This window comes from Rhodococcus sp. 06-156-4 (genome assembly GCF_002259345.1).
Taxonomy (GTDB): domain Bacteria; phylum Actinomycetota; class Actinomycetes; order Mycobacteriales; family Mycobacteriaceae; genus Rhodococcoides; species Rhodococcoides fascians_E.
In genome coordinates this window covers 222,019-248,395 of sequence record NZ_NPGB01000020.1, presented here as the reverse complement: position 1 = coordinate 248,395, position 26,377 = coordinate 222,019, and the positions used below count along the sequence as shown (strand labels likewise).

Annotated in this window: 25 protein-coding genes and 1 pseudogene; 15 read left to right on the top strand and 11 right to left on the bottom strand. The window is 65.1% G+C overall.

Annotated elements, in window-relative coordinates; translation table 11 throughout:
* The first annotated feature begins 33 nt into the window (after window positions 1–33).
* Complete coding sequence (locus tag CH290_RS15235) at window positions 34–1,161, top strand: glycoside hydrolase 5 family protein (RefSeq protein ID WP_026347747.1); 1,128 nt, start codon at window positions 34–36, stop codon at window positions 1,159–1,161.
* Here the strand turns inward: CH290_RS15235 and CH290_RS15230 are convergent.
* On the bottom strand, window positions 1,122–2,582 hold the full coding sequence (locus CH290_RS15230) for an MFS transporter (protein WP_020111724.1): 1,461 nt from the start codon (window positions 2,580–2,582) through the stop codon (window positions 1,122–1,124). The genes CH290_RS15235 and CH290_RS15230 overlap by 40 nt on opposite strands.
* A gap of 152 nt (window positions 2,583–2,734) precedes the next feature.
* Here CH290_RS15230 and CH290_RS15225 point away from each other — a divergent pair, with 152 nt between their 5' ends.
* Window positions 2,735–3,367, top strand: coding sequence for a TetR/AcrR family transcriptional regulator (locus CH290_RS15225; RefSeq protein WP_019664819.1), 633 nt, complete (start codon window positions 2,735–2,737; stop codon window positions 3,365–3,367).
* 7 nt (window positions 3,368–3,374) lie between these two features.
* On the opposite strand, the gene CH290_RS15220 is transcribed toward CH290_RS15225, so the two are convergent.
* A complete protein-coding gene (locus CH290_RS15220) occupies window positions 3,375–4,100 on the bottom strand; it encodes an SDR family NAD(P)-dependent oxidoreductase (RefSeq protein ID WP_020111723.1) in 726 nt (241 codons plus the stop codon).
* Between the two features lie 34 nt (window positions 4,101–4,134).
* Between CH290_RS15220 and CH290_RS15215 the strand changes: the two are divergent.
* Window positions 4,135–4,812: pseudogene (locus CH290_RS15215) on the top strand (pyridoxamine 5'-phosphate oxidase family protein).
* A gap of 13 nt (window positions 4,813–4,825) precedes the next feature.
* On the opposite strand, the gene CH290_RS15210 reads toward CH290_RS15215, so the two are convergent.
* Entirely contained in the window at window positions 4,826–5,473 is a 648-nt protein-coding gene (locus CH290_RS15210) for a TetR/AcrR family transcriptional regulator (protein WP_033190403.1), read from the bottom strand.
* Window positions 5,474–5,525: 52 nt separating this feature from the next.
* Window positions 5,526–7,046, bottom strand: a complete 1,521-nt coding sequence (locus tag CH290_RS15205; protein WP_230621099.1) for a PucR family transcriptional regulator — start codon at window positions 7,044–7,046, stop codon at window positions 5,526–5,528.
* Between the two features lie 112 nt (window positions 7,047–7,158).
* Between CH290_RS15205 and CH290_RS15200 the strand changes: the two genes are divergently transcribed.
* The 6 genes from CH290_RS15200 to CH290_RS15175 are packed head-to-tail and all read left to right on the top strand — an operon-like array spanning window position 7,159 to window position 14,727.
* Window positions 7,159–8,025 (top strand): FAD binding domain-containing protein, encoded by an 867-nt coding sequence (locus tag CH290_RS15200; RefSeq protein ID WP_033190405.1) that lies wholly within the window; start codon window positions 7,159–7,161, stop codon window positions 8,023–8,025.
* Window positions 8,026–8,029: 4 nt separating this feature from the next.
* Window positions 8,030–8,503 carry a (2Fe-2S)-binding protein gene (locus CH290_RS15195; RefSeq protein ID WP_033190406.1) on the top strand — a complete coding sequence of 158 codons (474 nt, stop codon included), beginning with the start codon at window positions 8,030–8,032 and terminating at the stop codon, window positions 8,501–8,503.
* An 8-nt stretch (window positions 8,504–8,511) separates the two neighbouring features.
* Window positions 8,512–9,855, top strand: a complete 1,344-nt coding sequence (locus tag CH290_RS15190; RefSeq protein ID WP_020111719.1) for an 8-oxoguanine deaminase — start codon at window positions 8,512–8,514, stop codon at window positions 9,853–9,855.
* A complete protein-coding gene (locus tag CH290_RS15185; RefSeq protein WP_230621100.1) occupies window positions 9,852–12,206 on the top strand; it encodes a xanthine dehydrogenase family protein molybdopterin-binding subunit in 2,355 nt (784 codons plus the stop codon). The genes CH290_RS15190 and CH290_RS15185 overlap by 4 nt, the downstream gene beginning before the upstream one ends.
* A gap of 8 nt (window positions 12,207–12,214) precedes the next feature.
* Entirely contained in the window at window positions 12,215–13,651 is a 1,437-nt protein-coding gene (locus CH290_RS15180) for an NCS2 family permease (RefSeq protein WP_019664810.1), read from the top strand.
* Window positions 13,651–14,727, top strand: coding sequence for an XdhC family protein (locus tag CH290_RS15175; protein ID WP_033190407.1), 1,077 nt, complete (start codon window positions 13,651–13,653; stop codon window positions 14,725–14,727). The genes CH290_RS15180 and CH290_RS15175 overlap by 1 nt, the downstream gene beginning before the upstream one ends.
* Window positions 14,728–14,793: 66 nt before the next feature.
* On the opposite strand, the gene allB is transcribed toward CH290_RS15175, so the two are convergent.
* The 6 genes from allB to CH290_RS15145 are packed head-to-tail and all read right to left on the bottom strand — an operon-like array spanning window position 14,794 to window position 21,081.
* Window positions 14,794–16,092, bottom strand: coding sequence for an allantoinase AllB (gene allB, locus CH290_RS15170; protein ID WP_020111716.1), 1,299 nt, complete (start codon window positions 16,090–16,092; stop codon window positions 14,794–14,796).
* On the bottom strand, window positions 16,082–17,134 hold the full coding sequence (gene alc, locus CH290_RS15165; protein WP_020111715.1) for an allantoicase: 1,053 nt from the start codon (window positions 17,132–17,134) through the stop codon (window positions 16,082–16,084). The genes allB and alc overlap by 11 nt, the downstream gene beginning before the upstream one ends.
* 11 nt (window positions 17,135–17,145) lie before the next feature.
* Complete coding sequence (gcl, locus tag CH290_RS15160) at window positions 17,146–18,936, bottom strand: glyoxylate carboligase (protein ID WP_033190408.1); 1,791 nt, start codon at window positions 18,934–18,936, stop codon at window positions 17,146–17,148.
* 1 nt (window position 18,937) lies between these two features.
* The gene (locus tag CH290_RS15155) at window positions 18,938–19,837 is read right to left on the bottom strand and encodes a 2-hydroxy-3-oxopropionate reductase (protein ID WP_033190409.1); all 900 of its coding nucleotides are present in this window, start codon (window positions 19,835–19,837) and stop codon (window positions 18,938–18,940) included.
* 9 nt (window positions 19,838–19,846) lie between these two features.
* Window positions 19,847–20,674 (bottom strand): hydroxypyruvate isomerase family protein, encoded by an 828-nt coding sequence (locus CH290_RS15150; protein ID WP_020111712.1) that lies wholly within the window; start codon window positions 20,672–20,674, stop codon window positions 19,847–19,849.
* Window positions 20,675–20,688: 14 nt separating this feature from the next.
* The gene (locus CH290_RS15145; protein ID WP_019664803.1) at window positions 20,689–21,081 is read right to left on the bottom strand and encodes an allophanate hydrolase-related protein; all 393 of its coding nucleotides are present in this window, start codon (window positions 21,079–21,081) and stop codon (window positions 20,689–20,691) included.
* 220 nt (window positions 21,082–21,301) lie between these two features.
* Between CH290_RS15145 and uraD the strand changes: the two genes are divergently transcribed.
* From uraD to pucL, 3 genes are read left to right on the top strand one after another with little or no spacing between them, the layout of a single operon-like run.
* Window positions 21,302–21,832 carry a 2-oxo-4-hydroxy-4-carboxy-5-ureidoimidazoline decarboxylase gene (gene uraD, locus CH290_RS15140; protein WP_052083263.1) on the top strand — a complete coding sequence of 177 codons (531 nt, stop codon included), beginning with the start codon at window positions 21,302–21,304 and terminating at the stop codon, window positions 21,830–21,832.
* Window positions 21,833–22,165, top strand: coding sequence for a hydroxyisourate hydrolase (gene uraH / locus CH290_RS15135; protein WP_019664801.1), 333 nt, complete (start codon window positions 21,833–21,835; stop codon window positions 22,163–22,165).
* 2 nt (window positions 22,166–22,167) lie between these two features.
* Window positions 22,168–23,058: a factor-independent urate hydroxylase gene (gene pucL / locus CH290_RS15130; protein ID WP_020111709.1), complete on the top strand. Its 891-nt coding sequence runs from the start codon at window positions 22,168–22,170 to the stop codon at window positions 23,056–23,058.
* On the opposite strand, the gene CH290_RS30725 is transcribed toward pucL, so the two are convergent.
* On the bottom strand, window positions 23,055–23,282 hold the full coding sequence (locus CH290_RS30725) for a hypothetical protein (RefSeq protein ID WP_033190410.1): 228 nt from the start codon (window positions 23,280–23,282) through the stop codon (window positions 23,055–23,057). The genes pucL and CH290_RS30725 overlap by 4 nt on opposite strands.
* Window positions 23,283–23,303: 21 nt before the next feature.
* Here CH290_RS30725 and CH290_RS15125 point away from each other — a divergent pair, with 21 nt between their 5' ends.
* The 3 genes from CH290_RS15125 to CH290_RS15115 all read left to right on the top strand — a co-directional run bounded on the left by CH290_RS15125 (window position 23,304) and on the right by CH290_RS15115 (window position 26,356).
* On the top strand, window positions 23,304–24,575 hold the full coding sequence (locus CH290_RS15125; protein WP_230621101.1) for a nucleobase:cation symporter-2 family protein: 1,272 nt from the start codon (window positions 23,304–23,306) through the stop codon (window positions 24,573–24,575).
* A gap of 65 nt (window positions 24,576–24,640) precedes the next feature.
* On the top strand, window positions 24,641–25,390 hold the full coding sequence (locus tag CH290_RS15120) for an IclR family transcriptional regulator (protein ID WP_019664797.1): 750 nt from the start codon (window positions 24,641–24,643) through the stop codon (window positions 25,388–25,390).
* Window positions 25,391–25,495: 105 nt separating this feature from the next.
* The gene (locus tag CH290_RS15115; RefSeq protein WP_033190411.1) at window positions 25,496–26,356 is read left to right on the top strand and encodes an SDR family oxidoreductase; all 861 of its coding nucleotides are present in this window, start codon (window positions 25,496–25,498) and stop codon (window positions 26,354–26,356) included.
* Window positions 26,357–26,377 lie beyond the last annotated feature (21 nt).

Here is a 26,377-nt window from a genome sequence, read left to right as displayed (position 1 = left end):
GGTATTCGGCAGAACTGCTGTTATATTCTGCCGATGTTTCGGCGCGCAACGCTGAGCGTGCCGAAGATCGTGGTCACGCTTGCACTTCTGCTTGTCTCCATCGCTGCGGTGATCACACCCGCGCACGCGTCACCTACGACGCCCGGGCGCACAGCGCCCTCGTCACCGGACGGACGGTGTTCCGGAATGACCAGCTCCCCTCGCATCGGTGCCTCGCCCGGTGCCACACTGGCTGCGGCGTCGAACGCGGATCTGAACGCGGAGTTGGATCTGGCGCGCGACGCCGGGTTGTTCTCGGTTCGGGTGGACATCGACTGGTCGACCATCGAACGCAATCGCGGGCAGTTCGATTGGACGAACACCGACCGTGTGCTGGCCGCTGTGGTGGCGCACGGTATGTGTCCGCTCGGCGTCATCGCCTACACACCGCAGTGGGCGCGCGTACCCGAGGCGATGGGTGACTCGCATTCACGGCCCGCGGACCCCAACGTCTACGCCGCATTCGCGCGTACCGTCGTCACCCGGTACCGCGACCACATGAATCTGTGGGAGATCTGGAACGAGCCGAACATCGTCGGATTCTGGAAACCGAAGCCCGACGTGGCTGCGTACTCGATAATGCTGCGCGCGGCCTATCAGGCGATCAAGCAGGTGCAGCCGGCGTCGACGGTCCTCAGCGGTGGGCTGGCTCCCGCAACGGACAACGGCACGAACATGAACCCCAAGTCGTTTCTCTCCGCCATGTACCAGCTCGGCGCGAACAAGTACTTCGACGCGTTCAACGTTCACCCGTACACCTACCCGTGGCTGCCGAACGACCCGAGTACCCAGGAATGGAGTACAGCGTTCGCGCTGTGGCCGATGCGCGACACCATGGTTGCCGGAGGCGATGCGGGCAAGCAGATCTGGTTGACGGAGTTCGGTGCGCCGACGGGAACCGCATCCAACGCGGTGAGCGAACAGGTCCAAGCGGACTCGATCGTCATCGTGATGGATGCGGTCCTCGGTAATGCGTGGATCGGGCCGTCCTACGTGTACAGCCTGCGAGATGCAGGCACGAACCTGGCCGATCCGGAACAGAACTTCGGGCTGCTTCGGCGCGATTTCACGCCGAAGTCCGCCTACGGGCGCGTCGCGGCCTTCACGGGGGCGTACTCCTGACGGCTGGGGGCTGCCGGCGCGAATCTCGGTAGGAACGCGGCGAGCGCGAGTGCGATCAGCGAAGCGCCTGCGGCGACGGCCATCGTCACCCGGAACCCTTGCTGCGACGGCAGTTCCGCCGATCCGAGCGTGATCGTCATCTGTGCCAGGATTACGCCTGCCACGGCGCTCGCGGTCGATGTCCCGAGCGAACGCATCAGCGTGTTCAGGCTGTTGGCCGCGGCGGTCTCCGAGGGCGGGACCGCGCCCATGATGAGGGCGGGCATCGCGCCGTACGACAGACCGATGCCTGCGCCGATGATGCAGGAGATGGCAACGAGCTGCCACACAGCGCTCATCGTGACGACACCGAACAGATAGCCGACGGCCACGACGATCGCGCCGAGCATCAGCGTCGTCTTCGGGCCCCTCGTCGTGGTGATCTTGGACGAGATCGGCGCGACCAGCATCATGACGATGCCGGAGGGGGCCATGACGAGACCGGTCACCAGCATCGAGCGGCCCAGTCCGAAGCCGGTTTCGACGGGCAACTGAAGAACCTGCGGGAAGACCAGCGTCATGGCGAACATCGCGAAGCCGAACACGACGGATGCGAGGTTGGTCAACAGCACCTGCCTGCGAGCCGACACGCGGAGGTCCACCAGTGGCTGCTTCGTGCGCAGTTCCCACCATCCCCAGAAACCGAGGGAGACGACGGCGACGGCCAACAGACCCAGCGTGGTGGAACTGCTCCACCCCCATGTCGCGCCCTTGGAGATCGCCAGCAGCAGAGTCACGAGAGCGACGGACAAACTGGCCGCTCCGACCGCGTCGAACGTTCCGCCGGTCCGCACCTCGGACTCGGGCACGAGCGTCAGCACCAGGATCGCGACGATCACGCCGAGTGCGGCGGACACCCAGAACAGGAAATGCCAATCGGCGTACTCCGCGATGAGCGCCGCTGCGGGAAGCCCCAGCGCACCGCCGACACCGAGGGAAGCGCCCATCGTGGCTGTCGCGCCGGCAAGCTTCTCTCGTGGAAGAACGTCGCGCATGATGCTGATGCCGAGGGGAATGACACCGGCCGCCAGCCCTTGCAGCGCACGGCCGACGACGAGCGGAACCAGTGATTCGCTGAGCGCGCCGACGATCGAGCCCGAGATCATCAGGACGAGGCTGACCATCAACAGCAATCGCTTGCCGAACATGTCGCCGAGACGACCCATCACCGGAACAGCGACGGCGCCTGCAAGAAGAGTGGCGGTGATGGCCCAGGCGGTGTTCGATGCCGATGCGTCGAGCAGGGTCGGAAGTTGGGGAATCAACGGAATGATGAGCGTCTGCATCAGTGAGACGACGATTCCGGTGAACGCAAGCACGGCAACGACGACGCCTGCTGGTGCCACCGTGGCGTTGTCGGGTGGTGGGGCAGTGGTCGACATGGGTTCGAGCCTCCCGGCGTTAGTTTTAAAGCAATTGACTGAATCAATTTAAAGCAACTGCTTGACGCAGGTCAAAGTGGCGTTGTTCACTGTGGTCGGTATGTCCGATTGATGACGAATCAGACGGTGATGACTGTGGAAGGCTGGTCCACATGACGCGTGCAGACCGCAACCTCGATACGCGTGAGGCGCTGTTGGCCACGGCCGAGAGGTTGTATGCGGAGGAAGGTATCCATCCGGTTTCGAACCGGCACGTGAGCGAGGCGGCAGGCCAGGGCAACAACGCCGCTGTCGCGTACCACTTCGGGACGAAGACGGATCTGGTGCGAGCAATTCTGGAGAAACATTCGCGATCGATCGAAGAGATTCGATCGCAGATGGTCGCGCGGGTGGAGGGTTCGGATGATCTGCAGGATTGGGTTGCGTGCCTCATCAGGCCCTACGTCTCGCATCTCGACTCTCTCGGATCGCCCAGTTGGTACGGGAGATTCAGCGTCCAACTGATATCCGACCCGGTGCTGCGGTCCGTCGCCTACGCCCGTGCCGGCGAGTTGACGGCGCTGAAACCCACCCTCGCGGGACTGGAGCGCTGTCTGCCCGAGTTACCGGTGAGTGTCCGAAAGATTCGCGGAGACATGGCCCGCAACCTGATGATGCACACCTGCGCCGACAAGGAAATGGAGTTCGCGGAGAATCCGGACGTCCCGCCCAACTGGACCGACTGCGGCACCGATCTCATCGACGCGACGGTAGGGATCTGGCGGGCGCCGGTGTCGCGGTCGTGATTCGAGGCTACTGACCGCCCGCGATGCGGATGGTCGTACCCGTCGCGTAGGACGCGTCGTCCGACAGCAACCAGGACACGGCGCCCGCGATCTCGTCCGGAGTGCCCGCACGCTTCATGGGCACCGACCGAGCGACCTTCGCCGGTCTGTTCGGATCTCGATGAAAATCGGTCCAGATGGTCCCGGGTGCAACGGCATTGACGCGAATGTTTCTGTCCGCCAACTCTTTGGCCAACCCCACGGTGAGTGCGTCGACTCCCGCCTTCGACGCCGCGTAATGAACGTACATCCCGGGGCTTCCGAGAGTGGCTGCGGCAGAGGAGATGTTGACGATCGAGCCACCCGAGTGCGTCATCGGCGCGATGGCGTACTTGATGCAGGCGAGAACACCGACAAGGTTGAGGTCGATGTCGGCCCTGATGTCGGAGAGATCGTTGTCCACGAGATCGCCCACGGCAGAGGCGGCCCCGGCATTGGTGACCAGCCCGGTGAGCGTCCCGAAATCCGCGACCTCTCCGTACATCGCGATAACGGATTCCTCGTCGGTCGTGTCCACGCGGCACACCAACGCACGACGTCCCGCAGCTTCGACGTCTGCGGCAACGGACTCGGCGGCTGCGCGGTCACGCACGTACGTGACGACGACGTCGTGGCCGTCGGCGGCCAACCGTCTGCACACCGCGGCCCCGATGCCACGGCTTCCTCCGGTGACGACGGTGGTGCGAGCGGTCATGCACGTCACTGTGCCAGATGCGCCCGAAAGTCCGATGACTCGGTGCCCCGGCGTTGTTAGGCTTCCTCGCGTGGCATGGGACGAGATCACCGACACCGACGAGTTGACCGCACTGTTCGGCACGCCGAGTTACCGGGCGGCCAACAAGGACCGCGATGCACTGTTGCCGATCCACCGGGAGTGGCTGTCCATGTCTCCGTTCTGCCTCATCGGAACGGCCGACGACACCGGAAGATGCGACGTGTCGCCGAAGGGGGACCCGGCGGGGGCGCTGGTTCACGTGCTCGACTAGACCACACTCGCCATAGCCGAACGGCCGGGAAACAAGCGGATGGACGGCTACCGCAACGTCCTGCTGAACCCGCACGTGGGAATCAACTTCTTCGTCCCCGGCCGCGGAGACACTCTGCGTGTCAACGGCGGAGCGCGGTTGCTCAAGGATGCGCCGTTCTTCGACGACATGAAGGTCAAGGGGCATCGTCCGATCCTGTGTCTGCTCGTCGACATCGAGCAGGTGTTCTTTCACTGCGCCAAGGCGTTCATGCGGTCACGGCTCTGGGAGCCGGACACCTGGAATCCGTCGGCACTCCCGACGGTCGCTCGGATCACCAAAGCGGTCATGCCGGATTCGCCCGAAACTCTCGCCGAGCTGGAGCAGTACTACGGCCCGTCCTACGAGAAGCAGCTGTACCAGCGCCAACAGCCCCAGTAGCGGGATAGATGCGTCAGTCGAGCCGACCGAATGCGACGGCGCCGAGGATGGTGTGGGCGCTCGCGATGACCCCGTCCAACGGCTCGGAGTCGGGTGCGAGCAACCACTGCTGGGTCATCATGAGCACGGCACCGACGAGACCGACCGCGAGTGTTCGACGGTTGGGCCCGGCCAGGCCGCGAGCGGTTCCGACCGAATCCGCGACGGCGAGGACGGCGTCGACGAACAGTCCTGTGGTCTGCCGGTACAGCGCGTCCACTTCGGCGGAGACGCCGAGAACCTCGAGCAGCACGATGCGCGCGGATCGAGGGTCGTCGGCGATGGTGCGGAAGAAGTTCGACAACGCCGATTGCAGAACATGCTCGGCGCCGGTGATCTGCGCGTCGCTGCTGACGTGGATGCTGGTGAGCATCGTCGTGGTTGCTCGCCGGTACACGGCCTCCAGAAGTGCCTCGCTGCTGTCGAAGGACTCGTAGAAGTAGCGTTTGGTCAGTCCGGCGGCGCTGCATATCCGATCGATCGACGCGGACCGGTAGCCGCTCGTGCCGAAGATGTCCACGGCTGCGTCCAGCAGCCTCTCTCGGCGGGCATCACGTCGCGCCTCCGCGCTCGACCCGCGGTAGGGCCTGCCGGGAGCGATCTCGGTTTCGGAAGAGCTCACGGAAAGATACTGACACCGATCGGTATCAGATGGGAAGTGACAGACACTTCGGTCACCTCAAGCGCAGGGCTAGATAGAACTCGACACGATGTTCGAGCAGCGACAGATCCCTGCCGGTCAACTCCTCGATTCGCTGGACTCGGTAGCGCACGGAATTCACGTGCAGGTGCATCTGCTCGGCGCACTTCGTCCACGAACCGTTGGTGTCGAGAAATGCGGCCAGCGTCCTGACGAGGTCACTGCCGTGGACCTCGTCGTACTCGGTCAGCGGCGCCAGCAGCCTCGACCTGAACATGAGCCGAACGTCGTCGGGAACACCTGCCAGCAGCAACACCAGAGTCGCGAGCTCGGAGTGCCCGACGACGTACCGACCGTCGGTTCGCCCGGCGGCCAACCTGCGCGCATGGCGCGCTTCCTCCACGGCGCTGCGAAGGTCCCGCGCACCGACCAGGGCGCTCACTCCGACGGCCAGCCCGGTACCGGCCAGCCCCGGCGACAGAATGTCCACCCCTCTACCGATCGACGCGGTCGCATCGATGTCGGTTGCCACTACGGCCAGCACCTCACCACCGACGATGCCGACCGCCGACATGTGGGGCACCGACAATTCCTGTACCAGACGACGAACCTCGCTCGGGCGCAGCACGTCCTGCTTCGAGTGTGCAGACGGTGACACCGAGGCGGCGATCACCTGATAGTGCGAGTCGACGGGCAGGCCGAGAAGCCCCATCTGCTGCGTCACGAACGAAGCATCGACACCCTCGCCGAGGGCACGGATGAATTCCTGGGCGAGGATTCCGGCCCCGGTCAGCCTGTCGTCGAACCTGTTTCGTTCGAGGGCAACGATCGAGCAGACCTGCTCGGCCAGTGCGCGGCGCTCGGGGTGCCACGTCTGCCAATCGCTTCCGACCGCCACGAACCAATCGACGACGCGGGCTGTGGAATTCCTGTCGACGGGAAGCATCGACATGTCGAGCGCGGGCGAATAATGCGGAAGCCGACGCGCGGTCAGGAACTCGTGTGCGAGCAGTGCCGCGTCGGGCACGGATTCGGAGCCGGCAACCACGCGACCCGTCGCTGCGAGGATCCAGCATTCGATGCCCAGCTCGGCTGCGACCAGATCGAGCAGCGCACCGATCCCACCTGTTCCCGTACCCTCCACCAATCTCCGGTGCCGCTCCAACACCGCCTTCACGTCGGACGCCCGTGCCGCCGACAACTGCCGGACCACCCGCTCGGTGACCGTTGCGAACGCAACGTCCGCGGGGACACGGAACAGTGGAAGTCCGTGGGCGCGACACGCGTCGACGAGGTCGTCCGGGACGGATCCACCTTCGGACGCCGCCAGCGCGGCGACGCCTGCCTTGGCGACGGCTTTTACGAACTCGTGTGAATCGCCCGGGCCCGTACGCCACATGAGTCCGGTGAGCACCAGTTCACCGCCGCTGAGGTAGCGACTCGGATCCAGCATGTCCGTCGTGACGACCCATCTGATGACGGGGTCGAAATATTCGGGAGCAACCACCTGCTGCAGGTTCAGGTCCGACAAACCCATCAAATCGTGCAGCCTCACCGCGTGTCTTCCTTGCTCTTGTAGGAACCTCCAGAACCTACACTGTGATCGGCGTCATAGTTCGTCGTTCTTGTCTCTCGATCCTTCGGACGCCCGCGGCTGTACTTGGTGCATGGAATTCTTACGGCCTCAGACCTGGACCGAGGCGCTGTCCGCCAAGGCGGACGACGTCGACGCGGTGCCGATTCAAGGCGGAACCGACGTCATGGTCGAGATGAACTTCGACGTGCAACGCCCGGGCGCATTGTTGGACCTGAACCCGGTGACCGAACTCGCCGACTGGGAGCAGCTGCCCGACGGGACGCTGCGCGTCGGGGCGGGTGTCCCGTACGTGCGCATCATCGCCGAACTCGGCGACCGGCTTCCGGGTATCGCGCAGGCGTCGCGGACAGTGGGCTCCCCGCAGATCCGTAACCGCGGCACCGTCGGGGGCAATCTGGGTGGCGCATCACCCGCGGGAGACCTTCACGCACCCCTGTTGGCCGCCGGTGCCGTCGTCGAGGTCGAATCGGCTGCCCGCGGAACTCGGATGATTCCTGCGACCGAGTTCTACGTCGGAGTCAAACGGAACTCGTGCGCACCGGACGAACTGATCCGCGCGTTTCACGTACGGCCTGCGGCGGGCCCGCAGTACTTCTCCAAGATCGGTACTCGCAACGCCATGGTGATCGCCGTGTGCTCGTTCTCCATCGCACTGTTCCCCGAGCAACAGCGCGTGGGAACCGGGCTCGGCTCCGCTGCGCCCACGCCCCGGCGGGCTTATGCTGCCGAGGAATTTCTGGCGGGCGAGCTCGACTGGTCCGGTCCGCTCGACGACCGGATCGCTGCCCGCTTCGGCGAGTTGGTCTCGGAAGCAGCAAGCCCCATCGACGATGTGCGCGGCACAGCGCAGTACCGCAAGCACGCACTGGCAGTCATGGCCAAGAGAACTCTGGGCTGGTCCTGGAAAGAGCTCGGCGACAACGGAAAGGCAGCGTGATCTCATGCGAGTCAACTGCACTGTGAACGGCAAGGAACTCGAAGCGGACGACGTGTGGGAAGGAGAGAGCCTGCTGTACCTGCTCCGCGAACGTATGGGCTTGCCCGGATCGAAGAATGCATGCGAACAGGGTGAATGTGGTTTGTGCACGGTGTATCTCGATGGAGTACCCGCCTGCGCCTGCCTGGTGGCGGCGGGTCAGGTCGAAGGGCGCGAGGTCAGGACCGTCGAAGGACTGGCGGAGGGAGAGAAGCTGGACCCGATGCAGGAGGCCTTCGTCGAATGCGGAGCGGTGCAGTGCGGATTCTGCACTCCGGGTCTTGTCGTGCAAGCTCACGATCTGATCGAGCGGGTACCGAATCCGTCCGACGCGGAGATTCGCGAGTCACTCGCCGGAAACCTCTGCCGCTGCACAGGATACGAGAAGATCCTCGACGCAGTGCGTCTCGCCGCAACCAGGAAGGCCGAAGCCCAGTGACACGCACAGTGATTCGGAACGCATACATCGCACCCATCGTCGGGCACGAGATCCCGCGGGGATACGTCGTGATCGAGAACGGCGTCATCGCCGCGATCGGATCGGGAGACGCACCTGCGTCCGACGGAGCCGAGATCATCGACGCGGGCGGAGCTCTTCTGACGCCAGGGCTGGTGAACACCCACCACCACCTCTACCAGTGGGCGTCACAAGGGCTGGCCAAGGACAACACCCTGTTCGAGTGGCTCGTCGCGCTGTACAAGCCCTGGTCGAAGATGGACGCGGCGGTGGTCGGCGGAGCCGCTGCGGCCGGCCTCGCCTGGCTCGCCAAATCAGGATGCACGACCACCACCGACCACCACTACATCTTCCCGAAGGGGCGGGGTGACCTGTTCGCCGCCGAGATCGACGCCGCGAGCCGAATCGGAGTGCGATTCCAGCCGTGTCGCGGTTCGATGGACCGAGGGGTGTCCGACGGTGGTCTGCCACCGGACGAGGTGGTCGAGAGCCTCGACGACATCCTGACCGCGACGTCGGACGCGATCGACACCTACCACGACAGCTCGTTCGGCTCGATGCTGCGGATCGCCGTCGCTCCGTGTTCGCCGTTCTCCATCAGCAAGGACCTGCTCGTCGAGTCCGCATCTCTGGCGAGAAGCAAGAACGTTCGGCTGCACACGCATCTGGCCGAAACGCTGGACGAGGAAGAGCACTGTGTCGCTCAGATGGGCTGCACCCCCGTCGAGTACATGGAGCAGGTCGGCTGGCTCGGGGACGACGTGTGGTTCGCACACGCGGTGCACCTGCACGACTCCGACATCGCGAAGATGGCGGCCACCGGGACCGGAGCCGCCCACTGCCCGAGCTCCAACGCACGCCTCGGAGCAGGGATCGCGCGGATCTCGGATCTGCTCGCCGCAGGCGCTCCGGTGGGCCTCGGAGTGGACGGAAGCGCGTCCGCGGAGATGGTGCCGCTGGCCGGAGAGATCCGTCAGGCGATGTACATGCAGCGCGCCAAGTACGGTCCGACCGCGCTCACCGCACGCCAGGCATTGGAGATCGGGACGCTCGGCGGCGCAACAGTACTCGGTCGTCAGGACGAGATCGGGTCCATCGAGGTCGGCAAGGTGGCCGATCTGGCGCTGTGGCGCACCGACGGCTTCTACGCCGCGGTCGACGATCCGATCGTCGCGTTCGCCTACGGACAGACCCCACCGTTGGCCCGGCTGCTGGTCGGGGGCCGCACGATCGTCGAGGACGACGTTCTGGTCAGCGCACCGCAGGACGCGGTAGCCCGAGAAGGAGCCGACGCGCACCGTCGGCTCATGACACTTGCGAAGGATGTACTGTGAGCGCCCCGACCGACACCGCTCCTGCCAAGACAGCTCCTGCCAGGTCTGCTCCTACCAGGGCTCCCCACGACATCGCAGCCCCGGGACAAGGACGCGTCGGTGACAGCCCGTTGCGTCCCGACGGGACGTTGAAGGTCAAGGGAGAGTTCGCGTACTCGTCGGACCTGTTCATCGACGGGATGCTGTGGGGCGCAACGCTTCGGAGTCCGCATCCACGTGCGCGAATTCTGTCGATCGACATCTCGAAGGCTCTGGCCACCCCGGGCGTCGAAGCCGTACTGACGCACGAGGACGTGCCGGGCCGCAAGTGCTTCGGCCTCGATCACACGTGGGATCAGCCCGTTCTCGCATTCGACGAGGTACGCCACGAAGGCGAGCCGATCGCCTTGATCGCCGCCGACCACCCCGAGACCGCTCGCCGCGCAATGGAGAAGATCGCCGTCGAGTACGAGATACTCGAGCCCTTGACGGATGCACGGCGCGCGGCGCTCGACCCGACGTATCCGAAGGTGCAGGAGCGTGGGGGAGTAGCCAGGCATCAGCCCGTACGCGTGGGCGACGTCGCCTCGGCGAGAGAGCGCGCGGAGATCGTCGTCTCCAGCGATTTCTCCGTCGGCATCCAGGACCAGGCGTTTCTCGGACCTGAATCCGGCCTCGCGATTCCAGGCGAGGACGGCGGTGTCGACCTCTACGTCGCCACTCAATGGATGCACAACGACCTGGCCCAGATCGGACCGTGCCTCGGCCTGCCCGACGAGAAGATCCGCATGACCCTGGCCGGCGTGGGCGGCGCGTTCGGCGGACGCGAAGACCTGTCCATGCAGATCCACGCCGCCATGCTCGCGATGTACACCGGCAAGCCCGTGAAGATCGTCTACAACCGCTACGAATCCTTCTTCGGCCACGTCCACCGCCACCCCGCGCAGATGCACTACGAATACGGCGCCAGCCGCGACGGCAAGCTGCTGTACGCCGACGTCGAGATCATCCTCGACGGAGGTGCGTACACGTCGGCAACGCTCAACGTCGTAGGCAATGCGGCGTCCCTCGGCGTCGGGCCGTACGTGATCCCGAACATCGAGATCGACGCGTACGGCGTGTACACCAACAACCCACCGTGCGGGGCGATGCGTGGATTCGGCGCAGTACAAGCATGTTTCGCATACGAGTCGATGATGGACAAACTCGCCGAGGCCTGCGGAATCAGCCCCGTCGAAGTCCGGCAGATCAACGCCGTCAGCCAAGGATCGATCCTGGCGACCGGACAGGTCATCGAAGCACCCGCGCCGCTGGCCGACATGCTCGCCCGGGCCGAGGCAATGGCACTGCCGGCCCCGCTCGACGCGTCGGACATCCGTAACCTGCCGGGCGGTGCCTCCCAGACCACGCACGGCGAAGGCGTCGTACGCGGCATCGGCTACGGCGTCGGAATCAAGAACATCTGCTTCTCCGAGAACTACGACGACTATTCCACCGCCCGAGTACGTCTCGAAGTCATCGGCGGGGAGGCAACCGCCCTGGTGCACACCGCGGCGGCCGAGGTCGGTCAAGGGTTGGTCACGTTGGAGGCGCAGATCGCGCGCACCGAGCTCGGCGTGACCAAGGTGGTCATTCATCCGGCCGACACTGCAGTCGGGAACGCAGGTTCGTCGTCGGCGTCGCGTCAGTCCTACATGACCGGCGGAGCCGTCAAGGCCGCGTGCGAGGCCGTCCGTGACGCCGTGTTCGTACTTGCGAGCCTGCACCTCGGACGAGCCGTCAGCGGACTGACCCTCGACGGCGGAAAGATCGTGTCGTCGGGTGAAGTACTCGCGACGATCGAGGATGTGTTGGGCGACCGCGTGATCGAGCAGACACGCGAATTTCACCACCGACCGACCAGCGGGATGGACCCCGTCACCGGTCAGGGTGCGAGCCACACGCAGCTTGCACTGTGCGTGCACCGAGCGGTCGTCGACGTCGACGTGGAGCTGGGTCTGGTGAAGGTCGTCGAAATGGCCGCCGTGCAGGACGTCGGCAAGATCCTCAACCGGCTCTCGCTCGAAGGACAGATCCACGGCGGATCGGCGCAGGGCCTGGGTCTGGCCGTCATGGAGGAGATCGTCGTGAAGGACGGACTCGTGAAGAACCCGTCCTTCACCGACTACCTCATCCCGACGATCCTCGACATGCCGCCCATGAAACTCGACATCCTGGAGAATGCAGACCCATTGGCGCCGTACGGCCTTCGTGGTGCGGGCGAGCCGCCCACCCTGTCCTCGACGCCGGCCGTCGTCGCTGCCATCCGCGACGCGACCGGGCTTGCCCTGACCCGTGTCCCCATCCGCCCCGAACACATCGTCGCGCCCTAGGAGGGCACATGACTCAGCTCGATTCGTCCGGCACGCGCGAACGCAGTACCTCGCCGCTGGACAAGTTCTTCTCGATCTCCCTGCGCGGATCCACCGTGTCCCGAGAAATCCGTGGCGGCATCACCACATTCGTCGCCATGGCGTACTTGATCGTCCTGATTCCGCTCATCATCGGTGACGCCAAGGACGTCACCGGTGCCACCCTCGATCCGGCACAGCTGTCCACGATGGTGGCGCTGTCCGCCGGGCTCACGACCATACTGATGGGCGTCGTCGGCAACGCACCGCTGGCCATGGCCGCCGGCCTCGGTGTGACCCCCATCGTGGTGTTCCAGGCCGCGCCCTACATGACGTGGCCGCAGGCAATGGGACTCGTCGTACTCGAAGGCGTCGTCATCGTGATCTTCGCGCTCACCGGAGTTCGACAGCTCATCATGGACGCCATACCGTTGGTGCTCAAGCAGGCCATCGGAGTGGGTATCGGCGCGTTCATCGCCTTGATCGGACTGGTCGACGCCGGCTTCGTCGGACACCACGAATCTGCCGCCACCGCCGTGACTCTCGGGACGTTCGGCAAACTCGCCGGCTGGCCGGTCTTCGTGTTCTGCGTCGGTCTCGTCGTGATGCTCATGCTGTTCGTCCGACGCGTACCCGGCGCCATGCTCATCGGGATCTTCGTCGCCACCAATCTGGCGATCGTTCTGAACGCGGTGATCGACATCGACCCGAAGGCGTGGGGGCCCGTCGTGCCCAAGGTGCCGGACTCCATCGTCGCCACACCGCAATTCGGCCTATTGTTCGACGTGGACATCTTCGGCGGGTTCGCCCGAGCCGGAGTCGTCACCGCCTCGGTGGTCCTGTTCACCCTCGTACTGTCCGGATTCTTCGACGCCATGGGCACCATCCTCGGTGTCGGCGAGGAAGCAGGCCTGGTCGACAAGAAAGGCAAGATGCCAGGACTGAGCCGCATCCTCACCGTCGACGGCATCGGTGCCATCGTCGGCGGCGCGTTCAACGGATCCGCGAACACCGCCGTGGTGGAATCCGCGGCCGGTGTCACCGAAGGAGCGAGGACCGGACTGGCAAGCGTCGTCACCGGAGGACTGCTCACCAGCCTGATCTTCTTCACCCCGTTGGCCGGAGTGGTGCCGGTCGGAGCGGCAGCACCCGCACTGGTGCTGGTCGGTGCGCTGATGATGACCCACGTACGCAAGATCGACTGGGCGGACACCGACATCGCGATCCCCGCGTTCCTGACGATCGTGCTCATGCCGTTCACCTACTCCATCACCGTCGGCGTCGCAGCCGGTGTCATCGCCTACACCCTGGTTCGCGTGGCCAAGGGCAAAGTGCGACAGACACATTGGCTGCTGTACGTGATGTCCGCTGTCTTCCTGGTCTACTTCGCACTGCATCCCATCGAGGAAGCGCTCGGGATCTCCTGATGCGCGACATCGCATCGTCACTGGCGACCTGGAATTCCGTCGGAATGCCGTACGCCATCGCCACCGTCGTCTCCGTCTCCGGCAGCGCACCTCGCCTGCCGGGGGCGGCGATGGCCGTCGCAGCCGACGGCGAAGCACTGGGAAGTGTGTCCGGCGGATGCGTCGAAGGTGCTGTCTACGAGCTGTGCCGCGACGTTCTCGCAACGGGTGTGCCCGTCAGGGAGAGCTTCGGATACAGCGACGACGACGCCTTCGCGGTCGGACTGACCTGCGGCGGCGTCATCGAGGTGTTCGTCTCCACCGCGCCGCCGGCGTCCGTCGTCGACGCGGTGGCCACCGGTGCCGACGTGGCGGTGGCCCAGCTGCTGGACGCCACCGGTGCGGTGCTGATGGTCGGCGCGCACGGGACAACGGGAACAACGGGTTTCGCGGACGTCGACGCCGTGGTCTCCAGCGAAGCGCTCGCCATGCTGGAAAGTGGGTCGTCCGGCATCCGTTCGGTACGATGCCGCCCCGACGCCGAGGTGTTCGTCCAGTCTCACGCCACGCCGCCGCGACTGCTGATCTTCGGTGCCATCGACTACGCGGGCGCACTGGCCAGGCTGGGGAAGTTCCTGGGTTACCGAGTGACCGTGTGCGACGCTCGTCCGGTCTTCGCGACCGAGGCCCGCTTTCCCGACGCCGACGAGGTGGTGGTGGAGTGGCCACACAGCTACCTCGCACGCACACCGGTGGATTCGCGCACCGTCGTCTGCGTCCTGACGCACGACGCGAAGTTCGACGTTCCGTTGCTGGATGTGGCGCTACGGTTACCCGTCGCGTTCGTCGGAGCCATGGGTTCGCGGCGAACGCACCTCGACCGGCTGAGCCGTCTCAGGGACGTCGGGCTCACCGACCGCGAGCTGTCGCGGCTGCGATCGCCCATCGGCCTCGACCTCGGCGCCCGCACCCCGGAGGAAACAGCCCTGTCCATCGCCGCGGAATTCACCGCACTGCGACGGGACGGCAGTTGCCTGCCCCTCGTGCAGTCCACAGGTCCGATTCACCGCGACATCGAGAACGCACGCGTGTCCTGACTGCACACAAGTCGACGCCCCGGGGCCGAATGTGGCTTCCGGGGCGGACTCGTGTGCATTGACGGGTCAGGTCCTGCGGGAGAGGAGCTGCGGAGCGGCGAGGAAGGTACGACGCACCACACCGCGAAGGCCGAGCTTGTCGTACGCGGTGACGGGGTTCTTGTGGTGCAGGGAGGCGACGTCCACGGTGAACTCCTGGTCCGGGGCGAAGACGACGAGGTCGGCCACGGCGCCGACGGCTATGCGCCCCCGGTCGGGCAGGCCGACCTGGTCTGCGGTGTTCACCGCCATCCAGCGCACCACGTCGGCCAACGAGTGTCCGCGACGCGACGCCTCGGTCCACACTGCGGGCAGTGAGACCTGGAGCGACGCGATCCCGCCCCAGGCGTCGGCGAAATTGCCGGTGTCGAGTCGTTTGAGGTCGACGGTCGAGGGGGAGTGGTCGGTCACCACGGTGTCGATGATGCCGTCGGCGAGGCCCTGCCACAGCAGTTCTCGGTTGCCTGCCTCACGGATCGGGGGACAACATTTGAACTGTGTGGCACCGGGCGGGATGTCCTCGGCGTCGAAACACAGGTAGTGCGGGCATGTTTCGGCGGTGACGCGCACTCCGTCCTGCTTGGCCGCAGCGATCAGCGGCAGCGCGTCCGAGCTCGACAGGTGCAGAATGTGCACACGACATCCTGTGCGCCGGGACAACTCGACGACCTGTGCGATGGCGAGGTTCTCGGCTGCGCGGGGTCGCGAATCGAGGAAACCCGAATACGCGGTGCCCGACGGCGGGGGCGCGGACGAGATCACGCCCGCGTCCTCGGCGTGGACGATCATCAACCCGTCGAACGACGCGATTTCGATGAGTGCCTTCTCGAGTTCCGGTGCCGAGAGCGGTGGAAACTCGTCGACGCCGGAGTGCAGCAGGAAACATTTGAACCCGAAGGCACCGGCGTCGTGCAGCGGACGGAGTTGGTCGACGTTGCCCGGCACTGCGCCACCCCAGAAGCCGACGTTCACCACCGATCGATCGGCCGCCACCCGTCGCTTGATCTCGAGAGCGTCCACGTCCACGGTCGGCGGAATGCTGTTGAGTGGCATGTCGACGATCGTCGTGATGCCGCCGGCCCGCGCGGCACGGGTGGCGCTGGCGAAGCCTTCCCACTCGGTGCGTCCGGGCTCGTTGACGTGCACATGAGTGTCGACGAGACCAGGGAGCAGCACTTCGTCGTCGGAGAGTTCGACGACGTCGTCGGCGTGCCGAGCATCGAGGGAAGCGATGCGCCCGTCTCGAATTCCCACCGACACCGCGCACTCCCATCCGTCGACGATCGCGCGCGGTGCCCTGATCAGCAGGTCGAACCTATCGGCCACCGTCGGCTCCGACCAGTTCGAAGGGGGACGCCGCCTGCCAGGCCTGATCGACGCTGTCCAACGCTTCGGCGTCCAGTTCGCCGAAGAGTCTGAGCCTGGACAGCCCGCCGTCGGGATAGACGTCGAGGCGCAGGTGCGTGTACGACTCGGCTCGATCGATCAGGAAACGATGGCGGGTATCCGGTTGTACGGCTGTGCGCGGGAGGATCTCGGTCCACGCGGTGTGGTCCGCTTTGTGTCGCCGACGAGAGTCGACCGCGCTGAGCCGGATCCATCCCGGCGCGTTGCCGACGTAGTAGCTGGTGTCGACCTCCACGTGACGGGGAACGCCGGCTGCTGCCAGCTCGAAGATCGCGAAGTCGTTTCCGCCGCCGCGCCGACGAGAGTTCTCCCAGCCCTCGCCCATGTTGCGTGCGCGCCCCGGAAGGATGATGTTGGCGGGGGAGGAGTAGAAAGCGTCGGAGCATTCGGTCAGGGAGGCCCCGTTCTCGGCGGCGAGCAAGTCCACTGTGCCGCCGAGGAATCGAGGGTCCTGGACGACCTTGCCGTGTACACGGAATCGAGCGACACCTCCGTCCGGGTAGATCGACAACCGGACATGCGTCCAGCGGTGTCGATCGGCGACCTCGTAGAGATTCGCAGTGTCGCCGTCCGCCGGGGACTTGGCGACGATGGTCTGCCAGTCGGCCTTCATCACCTCGTCGATCGACGGGTAGCCGTCGACGAATGCGGCCTCGACCGACACGAAAGGCGGATAGTTGCCCTTGAAGTACGCGGTGTCGACCACCACGCCGTGGACGATGCCCGGCGCCGCGAGACGAACGATTGCCCAGTCGTGGCCACCGTCGTCGCGTCGCCGCCGCGTCTCCCAGCCGTCGTACACCTTGCCCTTGTGTCCGAAATCGTGGGGATCGAAAAACGGTGCTTCGGGACGAATCAGGTTCTCCCGCTGGGCGAACAGTTCGTCGTTGGCGGCCGAGACGCTTCCGCCCAGGGCGCGTGAGGCGAGATCGGTGAGGTGAGTGAAATCCTTGATGGTCATCTGTGCCTTTCCTAGTCCATCATCAGCAGGGCAGTGGGTGCGTCGGCCGACGTGACGGCCAGTTCCTCGAACTCACCGACGTTGTCGATCTCGGTGCCCATAGCGATGTTGGTGACGCGCTCGAGCACGATCTCCACGACGACCGGGACCTTGTGTTCCGACGCCAGGGTCCGGGCACGGACGAGTGCTTCACCGATCAGCTCCGGCTCGGTCACGCGAAGTGCTTTGCATCCCAATCCTTCTGCGACACGGACGTGGTCGACGCCGTATCCCTTGGGCAGGGTCTCCTCTGTTTCCTGGGTGTTGATGTTGTCGAATCCGAGTTGGACGCAGAAGTCCATGTCGAAGGCGCGCTGCGCCTGACGGATCAGACCGAGATAGGAGTTGTTGACGACGACGTGCACGTACGGCAGGTTGAACTGCGCTCCGACGGCCAGTTCCTCGATCATGAACTGGAAGTCGTAATCACCGGAGAGGGCAACGACGTTCGCCGACGAATCGGCGGCGACGGCACCGAGGGCGGCCGGAATGGTCCAACCCAACGGGCCGGCTTGCCCGCAGTTGATCCAGTTGCGCGGGGAGAACACGTGCAGAAACTGTCCGCCCGCGATCTGCGACAGACCGATGGTGCTGATGTATCGGGTGTCCCGGCCGAAGACCTTGTTCATCTCCTCGTACACGCGTTGTGGCTTGATCGGCACGTTGTCGAAATGGGTGCGTCGGTGCATGGTGGATTTGCGGTGGGCACACGCCGCGACCCAGTCACCGAGATCGCGCAGTGTTCCCGCTGCCTTGCGTTCCCGGGCGACCGCGATGAACTGCTCGAGGGCAGCCTTGGCGTCGGAGATGATTCCGTAGTCGGGCGCGAAGACGCGTCCGATCTGGGTGGGTTCGATGTCGACGTGGATGAACTTCCGCCCCTTGCGGTAGGTGTCGAGGCCCCCGGTGTGCCGGTTGGCCCAACGATTGCCGATGCCCAACACGAAGTCCGACGCCAGCAACGTGGCGTTTCCGTACCGGTGTGCGGTCTGCAGTCCCACCATGCCCGCGGCGAGGCGGTGGTCGTCGGGAATGGTGCCCCATCCCATCAAGGTCGGAACGACGGGGACGTCGAGGATTTCCGCCAGTTCGACGAGGAGGTCGGATGCGTCGGCGTTGATGATGCCGCCGCCGGCGACGATCAACGGACGATCGGCGGCGAGGAGCATGTCGATCGCCTTCTCGGCCTGCGCCCGAGAGCACAGCGGCTTGTGCACCGGTAGAGACTGGTAGGTATCGGGATCGAAGTCGATTTCGGCGAGCTGTACGTCGATGGGCAGATCGATCAGGACCGGCCCAGGTCGGCCGGACCGCATCAAGTGGAATGCCTGAGCGAACGCGCCCGGTACCTGCGCCGGTTCGAGAACGGTCATCGCCATCTTGGTGACGGGCCCGGCGATCGCGGCGATGTCGACGGCTTGGAAGTCCTCCTTGTGCAGCCGTGCAACGGGAGCCTGGCCGGTGATGGCCAGGATCGGGATGGAATCGGCCATCGCGGAGTACAGGCCGGTGATCATGTCGGTGCCGGCCGGGCCGGACGTTCCGATACAGATTCCGATGTTGCCTGCGGCGGCGCGGGTGAACCCCTCGGCCATGTGCGAGGCGCCTTCGACGTGGCGCGCGAGGACGTGGCGAATGCCGCCGTGCTCCCGCATCGCGGCGTAGAAGGGATTGATCGCCGCGCCGGGCAGACCGAACGCGGTCGTTGCGCCTTCGAGTTCGAGAATCTTGACGGCCGCATCGGCCGCGCGCATCTTGGGCATGTCAGTTCACCGTGGTTTCTGTGTCGAGGGTTCCGGACAGGCGAGCGACCCCGCGGTAGAGAGCCGAATGATCCAGCCCGCCGTCGCCGTTGGCCCGGGCCGACGCCATCAGCTGGGCCAGGACAGCACCCATCGGCACGACGACGCCTGCCTCTCGGGCAGCGGAGGTGACGATGCCGAGGTCCTTGTGGTGCAGGTCGATTCGGAACCCCGGTTCGAAAGATCTGTCCAGCATCTTCTGTGCCTTCTGGTTCAGCACTGCTGACCCGGCGAGGCCTCCGCCGAGCACCTCGACCGACGCCGCGAGGTCCACTCCGTACGCCTCGAGGAATGCGATGGCCTCGGCGAGCACCTGAATGTTGCCGGCGACGATCAACTGATTGGCGGCCTTGACGGTCTGCCCCGACCCGCTGGGACCGACGTGTACCACCGTTTTTCCGACCACGTCCAGAACCGGCTTGGCGGAGGCGAAGTCCTCCGCGCTTCCACCGACCATGATCGACAGCGTGGCGTTCTCGGCGCCTGCCTGGCCTCCCGAGACGGGCGCGTCGATCAAACGGAACCCGCGGGTCGCGGCCTCCTCGGCGAGCGAGGCGGTCACGTCCGGCCTGATGCTCGAGAAGTCGATGACGAGGGTGCCGCGGCGGGCATGGTCGAACACGCCGTCCTTACCGAGCAGCACCTCCTGCACGTCGGGGGAATCGGGGACCATGACCGCCACGATGTCGGCGTCGGCGACGGCCTTCGCGATGGAGTCCGCGGCGGTGCCACCGGCGGCGACGAGTGGGCCGGTGCGGTCGGGCGTCAGGTTGTAGCCGACGACATGGTGTCCGGCCTCGGCGAGATGAACGGACATGGGGCTTCCCATGATTCCGAGACCGATGAAAGCGATTGTGCTCATGGAGATTCCTTACGTGGAGGTGGGGGCGGCGACCCAGGACGAGGTATCGCGCAGCCAGGAGAAGGTGTCGGGGCGAGTGGCCTTGTACTCGACGCCGATGTAGCCGTCGTAGCCGTTGCCGCTCAATTGCGACAGGTAGGTGGGCAGGTCGAGCGTTCCGGTTCCGGGCTCGCCGCGGCCGGGGGAGTCGGCGATCTGAACGTGACCGATGAGGTCGGAGTAGGAGTCGAGTGCGGCGGCGACGTCGTCGCCGTTGACGTCGAGGTGATACAGATCGGCCAGCAGACGAAGGCTGTGTACGTCGTGGTCGCGCTCGACGCGTCGAATGACGGCCACGGCGTCGTCGGCGGTCAGGAGCGGGTATGCCGGTGCACCGCTGACCGGCTCGATCAGCACGACGGCGCCGATGTCGGCTGCAGCGGCTCCGGCGGCAGCCAGGTTCTCGGCCGCGACACGATCCTGCTCGGCGGGGTCGATGCCCTCGATTCGGTTTCCGTACAACGCGTTGAATGCGCCGGTGCCGAGCGTCTTCCCGATGCCGACAGTGACGTCGATGTTGTCACGGAAGGCACGAACCTGCGAGGGGTCGCTCAGAATTCCGCGGTCGCCCGCAGGCATGTCGCCCGCGGCGAAGTTGAGCCCGGTCAGCTGAACGCCTGCATCCCGGACGGCGGAGACGAACGCGTCCACGTCGCTGTCGCCGGGAACCGGAGTCGGAAACGGCCACCAGAATTCCACGGCGTCGAACCCCGCCGCCTTCGCGGCAGCCGGTCGCTCCAGCAGCGGAATGTCGGTGAACAGGATGGAGCAGTTGACCGTGTACGAGTTGTTCTGCATTGCTGTACCTTTCGTCATCTCGGGACCGGGAGCCCGCGATATTGTCGCCAACCTCCAGTGTGAGTGATGTCGGTCAGATCGTCCGGATGCTCCTCGAGAACCCAGGGGCGCAGTCCCACGCCCAGCACGGAACGCCCGTCCTCGAGTTCGACGACTGTCAGCTCGAGCTCCGGTGGCTCGTCGGGCAGAAACGCAGTCCGGATGTCGTCCAGTGGGATGTCGTAGAGCTCGCCGTCGATCGCCGCTCCTGAAGCGTCGTCCAGCAATAGTGCCGGGAACTCGTCGCGAACCGAGTAGAAGCGGTACTTGGCGGTCGTTCTGGCGGTTCCGACGAATGGGTGGCCGGCGACGTTGTGGTGAAGGTTGCCGCCGCGCATGGCTCCGCCGTTGCAGAACAGCTCGGTCATCTATGCCTCCTCGGTTCGATTGAATTTCGCATTGTGGAATATTAATTCCAGCGATGAGGAAAGTGTGATCCACCGCACGGCGATCTGTCAACCGTGCGGACCCCTGTCGATGGCAATTCCATGATGCGAAATCCGTTGCGTTCCAATAGGCATGACTTCTCGGCAAACTCGTCGGCACAAACTCTTGACAGCAATATGTGATGGCTGTCACGCTCAATATATGGAATCGACATTTCGCATTACGGAATTGGGTGAGGCGGGCGCGGCGGAGCGTCTGAACGCAGCCGCCGAACCCGACGTGCGGAGGATGCTTGCAGCGGCACTCGACGTTCCTCGTTGGATCGAGCACATGGTCGGGCACCTGCCGTACGAGGACGACGATGAGTTACGCCGGGCCGTGTTCGCTGCGGCAGCCCCGCTGACCACCGACGAGATCGACCGAGCGCTCGACGTGCACCCTCGCATCGGGGAACGCCCGGAGGGCGACGACGACCACGCACGCAGTGCCCGGGCGGAGCAGGCGGGCCTCGACATGTCGGCCACCGACGTCCGGCGGCGGCTACGCGACGGAAACATCGCCTACGAGAGGCGCTTCGACCGGGTGTTTCTCGTTCGCGCTGCCGGCCGGAGCATCGACGACATCGTCGACATGCTGGAGCATCGCCTCGGCAACGAACCGGACGTCGAGGAGCGCGTCGTCGAGCGTGAACTCCGTGAGATCGCCGCCGTGCGATTGGCGAAGGTGTCGTAGATGCCCGGACGTAGCTTCGTCACCACCCACGTGCTCGACTCGTCCAGTGGCGCTCCTGCACAGGGCGTTTCGGTCGTACTCTCGAATGCTCGGCAGGAGATCGCCCAGGGCGTCACCGATTCCGAAGGGCGCATCGAAAGCCTGGGCCCCGACGCTCTCGACCCAGGCCGATACCGCCTCACCTTCGACACCGGCCGCTACTACGCCGACCGTGATGTCCACACCTTCTACCCCGCAGTCGAGATCGTCTTCGAGACAGCCCCGGACGCCTCGCACTACCACGTACCACTTCTTCTCAGCCCGTTCGCATTCACGACCTATCGAGGGAGCTAGACATGAGCATCGTTCTCGGAGCAAATCAGTACGGAAAGGCCGAATGCCGCCTGGTCAGAATCGATCGGGACACTCCGCGTCACCGCATCACCGACGTCAGCGTCACCTCCCAGCTGCGGGGTGATCTGGAAGCCGCCCACACCGTCGGCGACAACAGTCACGTCGTCGCGACGGACACCCAGAAGAACACCGTGTACGCCTTCGCCCGGGAGGGACTCGGCGCAATCGAGGACTTCGCTCTGCGTCTCGGCCGACACTTCACCGACAGTTTCGACTGGATCGACGGCGGGAGGTGGGAGATCGAGCAGTACAGCTGGGCGCGAATACCGTCGGGCACCGACGGTTACGACCACTCGTTCGTCAAGAGCAGTGACGAGAAGCGCAACACCGTCGTGACCATCGACGAAACCGGCCCGACGGTGATCTCCGGCGTCAGCGATCTCGTCGTCCTGAACTCCACGGCATCGGAGTTCTGGGGATACCCCAAGGATCGGTACACGACGCTGAAGGAGACGACCGACCGCATTCTCGCGACATCGGTCAGCGCGCGGTGGCGGTACCTGTCCACCGACCTCGATTTCGACAAGGTCTTCGACGACGTCCGGTCGATCATGCTCGACGCCTTCGCATCCACCCACTCGTTGGCGTTGCAGCAGAGTCTGTTCCAGATGGGGACCCAAGTCCTCGAAGCGCACCCGGAGATCGGCGAGATCAAGTTCTCCATGCCCAACATCCACCACTTCCTCGTCGATCTCGAGCCGTTCGGACTCGACAACCCAGGTGAAGTGTTCTACGTCGCCGACCGGCCGTACGGACTGATCGAGGCGACGGTGAAACGCGACGACGTTCCCGACGCCGGGCACGTGTGGGCCACCGTACCCGGATTCTGTTAGGAGCGAAGGCCATGAAGCTGAGGAAGGCCGGGAGCGGAGCCCGCAGGAGTGACCAGGATGAGGCCGGGAGCGGAGCCCGCAGGAGTGACCAGGATGAGGCCGGGAGCGGAGCCCGCAGGAGTGACCAGGGCAAGGCCGGTAGTGGAGATGACAAGGGTGATCAGGGGCGTCCGGAGGACGAGCGCCTGTCGATCGGTAGGTCGTATCTCTATGGATTGCAACATATCCTTACGATGTACGGCGGGGTGATCGCGCCGCCTCTGATCGTCGGTGGTGCGGCCGGGTTGAACGGCACCCAGATTGCGGTTCTGGTGTCGGCTGCACTGTTCGTCAGTGGTGCTGCGACGATGCTCCAGACCCTCGGGCTTCCGTACGTCGGCGCGAAACTGCCGTTGGTCCAGGGTATTTCCTTCGCTTCCGTGTCGACGATGGTTGCGATCGCCAGTGGTCCCGACGGTTTGAACTCGGTGTTCGGTGCCATCATCGCGGCCGGTGCGATCGGAATTCTGATCACGCCGTTCTTCAGCAAGATCGTCCGGTTCTTCCCACCGGTCGTGACGGGCACGATCATCACGGTGATCGGGATTTCGCTTCTTCCGGTGACGGTGCGGTGGGCGATGGGTGGCGATCAGGGCGCTGCCGATTGGGGGTCGATGTCCAACATCGGTCTCGCGGGCTTCAGCCTCGCCGTGGTGCTCCTGGTCAGCCGGTTCGTGCAGGGAACGCTCTCTCGCCTGTCGATACTCATCGGAATCGTCGTCGGTACCGGGTTCGCGTTCGCCGTCGGCAAGGCCGACTTCTCCGATGTGGGGACCGGCAGCTTCTTCGCGTTGCCGGAGCCGTTCGCATTCGGGGCGCCCGTCTTTCAGATCGGCGCGATCATCTCGATGGTCGTCGTCATTCTGGTCATCATGACCGAGACGACGGCGGACATCCTTGCCGTCGGCGAGATCGTCGGCACGGACGTCGATGCTCGGCGGGTCGGGGACGGGCTCCGGGCGGACATGATCGCGACGACGGTTGCACCGGTGTTCGGGACTTTCCCGGCGAGTGCCTTCGCGCAGAACGTCGGACTCGTGGCCGTCACCGGGATCAAGAGTCGCTACGTGGTGGCTGCCGGCGGTTCGGTGTTGCTGTTCCTCGGTCTCTTTCCGGTGTTGGGCCGGGTGGTGGCGTCGGTGCCGCTGCCCGTGCTCGGTGGCGCGGGGATCGTGTTGTTCGGCTCGGTCGCCGCCAGCGGAATCAGAACACTGTCCAAAGTGAACTTCGACGGCAACCTGAATCTCGTCATTGTCGCGGTCGCCCTGGGATTCGGCGTCATTCCGATCGCGGTGCCGGGCTTCTACTCGGCCTTCCCCGAGTGGGTACACGTGGTCTTCGATTCGGGAATCAGCGCTGCCAGCATCGTGGCCGTGGTTCTGAACATCGCCTTCAACGTGTTGACCAAGGGAAACAAGGCATCACCGTCCGTGGTCACCGCGGCACCGCCCGTGGCCACGCGACACCATTCCACCTGAGTCGAGCGGTGGAGGTCGGCAGGTGAAATAGGGTAGCGGTAACCGAACGAGTCGAGAGGTGATCCATGGCGGTGGGTGGCGGAGTGCAGTCGGTCGAGCGGGCATTCGAGCTTCTCGACATCATGGCGGCCTCGGGAGGATCGATCGGTATCAGTGAACTCGCCGAGGCCGCAGATCTTCCGATGCCCACGGTGCACCGACTGATCGGAACCCTGGTGACGCTCGGTTACGTTCGCCGGCTCGCCACCCGCCGGTACGCGTTGGGCACCAAGTTGATCGGGTTGGGCGACAGCGCAACCAAATTGATCGGGGGGTGGGCGAAACCGTATCTGTCCGAGCTCGTTCGGCAGACGCACGAGACGTCGAACATGGCGTTTCTGGAAGACGACATGGCCGTCTACGTCGCTCAGGTGCCGTCGGAGCACGCCATGCGGATGTTCAACGAAGTGGGTCAGCGTGTGCTTCCGCATTCCACCGGAGTGGGCAAGGCCCTCTTGTCTCAGCTGCCCGACGACGAGGTCCGTGCCCTCGTCTCGCGGACCGGCATGGCCCCGCGGACGGTCAACACGCTGAACTCCCTCGATGCACTGCTCGCGGATCTCGCCGTCGTCCGATCGCGCGGGTATGCGATCGACGACGGTGAGCAGGAGGTTGGTGTTCGGTGTTTCGCAGTTCCCGTGATCGGAGCTCCGACGCTCACCGCCATGTCCATCGCCGGGCCGACCGCGCGGGTGACCCTGGAGTCCGCTGAGCAGTTCGTTCCACTTCTGGTGTCCGCAGCCGAACGGTTGTCGAAGGACCTCCAGCCTCGTTGACGGCGCCGTGTGCTCGTTCCAATCTTGACACCCGTCCGTATCAGATGGAAAGTGACACCTAGCAGTTCCCAATACGGGGGGAACGGAGACTGGAGGTGACGGGCGATGCCCACACTCTCGAACAAGGTTGTCTTCATCACGGGCGCGGCGCGCGGTATCGGTGCGGAAACAGCCCGTGCACTGGCGGCCCGGGGGAGCAAGCTGGTGTTGACCGACGTCGACGAGGAGCCACTGCTGGCGCTGGGCGTCGAGCTGGGCGCCGCCGCGGTCACCGTCGTGGCCGACGTCCGCGACCTCGACGCGACGCAGGCCGCGGTCGACGCAGGCATTGCGCGCTTCGGCGGTATCGACCTCGTGCTGGCCAACGCCGGCATCTCCAGCTACGGCTCGGTACTCCAGGTCGACCCCGCCACGTTCGCGCGAGTGATCGACATCAACGTCCTCGGGGTGTTCCACACCGTTCGGGCGGCGCTGCCGTCGTTGATCGAGCGCAACGGCTATGTCCTCGTCGTGTCGTCGCTCGCCGCATTCGCTGCGTGCCCCGGCCTGGCGGCGTACAACGCGAGCAAAGCCGGAGTCGAGCAGTTCGCGAACGCGCTGCGGCTCGAGGTCGCACACCAGGGCGTTGGCGTCGGATCTGCGCACATGGCCTGGATCGACACTCCACTCGTTCAGGACGCCAAATCCGATCTCGGTGCGTTCCGTGAAATGCTCGAGGTCATGCCGGGGCCGTTCGGGCGAACGATGACCGTCGACACATGCGTCGACGCCTTCGTCGCGGGGCTCGAAGGTCGCAAGCGGAAGGTGTACGTGCCCGGCTGGGTCGGAGTGGCGGGCAAGTTCCGTGCCGTCCTGAACTCGGCAGTGGGGGACAGGGCGCTGTTGAAGCACGTACCGAGATTGCTGCCCAAGATGGACGCCGAAGTCGCCGCTCTCGGGCGCTCGACCAGCGCACGCAACAAGTAGACCAGACGGCACGGACGAAAG

What these genes read in the sequence shown, in the direction of transcription:
- CH290_RS15145 (WP_019664803.1), bottom strand. Translation starts at nt 21,081, where the DNA reads ATGACCGAGCTGTTCTGCAACGGCGGAGCCATGCGCGGCGGCAACCTT.
- CH290_RS15120 (WP_019664797.1), top strand. Translation starts at nt 24,641, where the DNA reads ATGGCGGTGGGTGGCGGAGTGCAGTCGGTCGAGCGGGCATTCGAGCTT.
- CH290_RS15225 (WP_019664819.1), top strand. Translation starts at nt 2,735, where the DNA reads ATGACGCGTGCAGACCGCAACCTCGATACGCGTGAGGCGCTGTTGGCC.
- uraH (WP_019664801.1), top strand. Translation starts at nt 21,833, where the DNA reads ATGCCCGGACGTAGCTTCGTCACCACCCACGTGCTCGACTCGTCCAGT.
- CH290_RS15195 (WP_033190406.1), top strand. Translation starts at nt 8,030, where the DNA reads ATGCGAGTCAACTGCACTGTGAACGGCAAGGAACTCGAAGCGGACGAC.
- CH290_RS15155 (WP_033190409.1), bottom strand. Translation starts at nt 19,837, where the DNA reads ATGAGCACAATCGCTTTCATCGGTCTCGGAATCATGGGAAGCCCCATG.
- pucL (WP_020111709.1), top strand. Translation starts at nt 22,168, where the DNA reads ATGAGCATCGTTCTCGGAGCAAATCAGTACGGAAAGGCCGAATGCCGC.
- uraD (WP_052083263.1), top strand. Translation starts at nt 21,302, where the DNA reads ATGGAATCGACATTTCGCATTACGGAATTGGGTGAGGCGGGCGCGGCG.
- CH290_RS15235 (WP_026347747.1), top strand. Translation starts at nt 34, where the DNA reads ATGTTTCGGCGCGCAACGCTGAGCGTGCCGAAGATCGTGGTCACGCTT.
- gcl (WP_033190408.1), bottom strand. Translation starts at nt 18,936, where the DNA reads ATGCCCAAGATGCGCGCGGCCGATGCGGCCGTCAAGATTCTCGAACTC.
- CH290_RS15150 (WP_020111712.1), bottom strand. Translation starts at nt 20,674, where the DNA reads ATGCAGAACAACTCGTACACGGTCAACTGCTCCATCCTGTTCACCGAC.
- alc (WP_020111715.1), bottom strand. Translation starts at nt 17,134, where the DNA reads ATGACCATCAAGGATTTCACTCACCTCACCGATCTCGCCTCACGCGCC.
- CH290_RS15175 (WP_033190407.1), top strand. Translation starts at nt 13,651, where the DNA reads ATGCGCGACATCGCATCGTCACTGGCGACCTGGAATTCCGTCGGAATG.
- CH290_RS15200 (WP_033190405.1), top strand. Translation starts at nt 7,159, where the DNA reads ATGGAATTCTTACGGCCTCAGACCTGGACCGAGGCGCTGTCCGCCAAG.
- CH290_RS15220 (WP_020111723.1), bottom strand. Translation starts at nt 4,100, where the DNA reads ATGACCGCTCGCACCACCGTCGTCACCGGAGGAAGCCGTGGCATCGGG.
- CH290_RS15115 (WP_033190411.1), top strand. Translation starts at nt 25,496, where the DNA reads ATGCCCACACTCTCGAACAAGGTTGTCTTCATCACGGGCGCGGCGCGC.
- CH290_RS15180 (WP_019664810.1), top strand. Translation starts at nt 12,215, where the DNA reads ATGACTCAGCTCGATTCGTCCGGCACGCGCGAACGCAGTACCTCGCCG.
- CH290_RS15230 (WP_020111724.1), bottom strand. Translation starts at nt 2,582, where the DNA reads ATGTCGACCACTGCCCCACCACCCGACAACGCCACGGTGGCACCAGCA.
- CH290_RS30725 (WP_033190410.1), bottom strand. Translation starts at nt 23,282, where the DNA reads ATGTTGCAATCCATAGAGATACGACCTACCGATCGACAGGCGCTCGTC.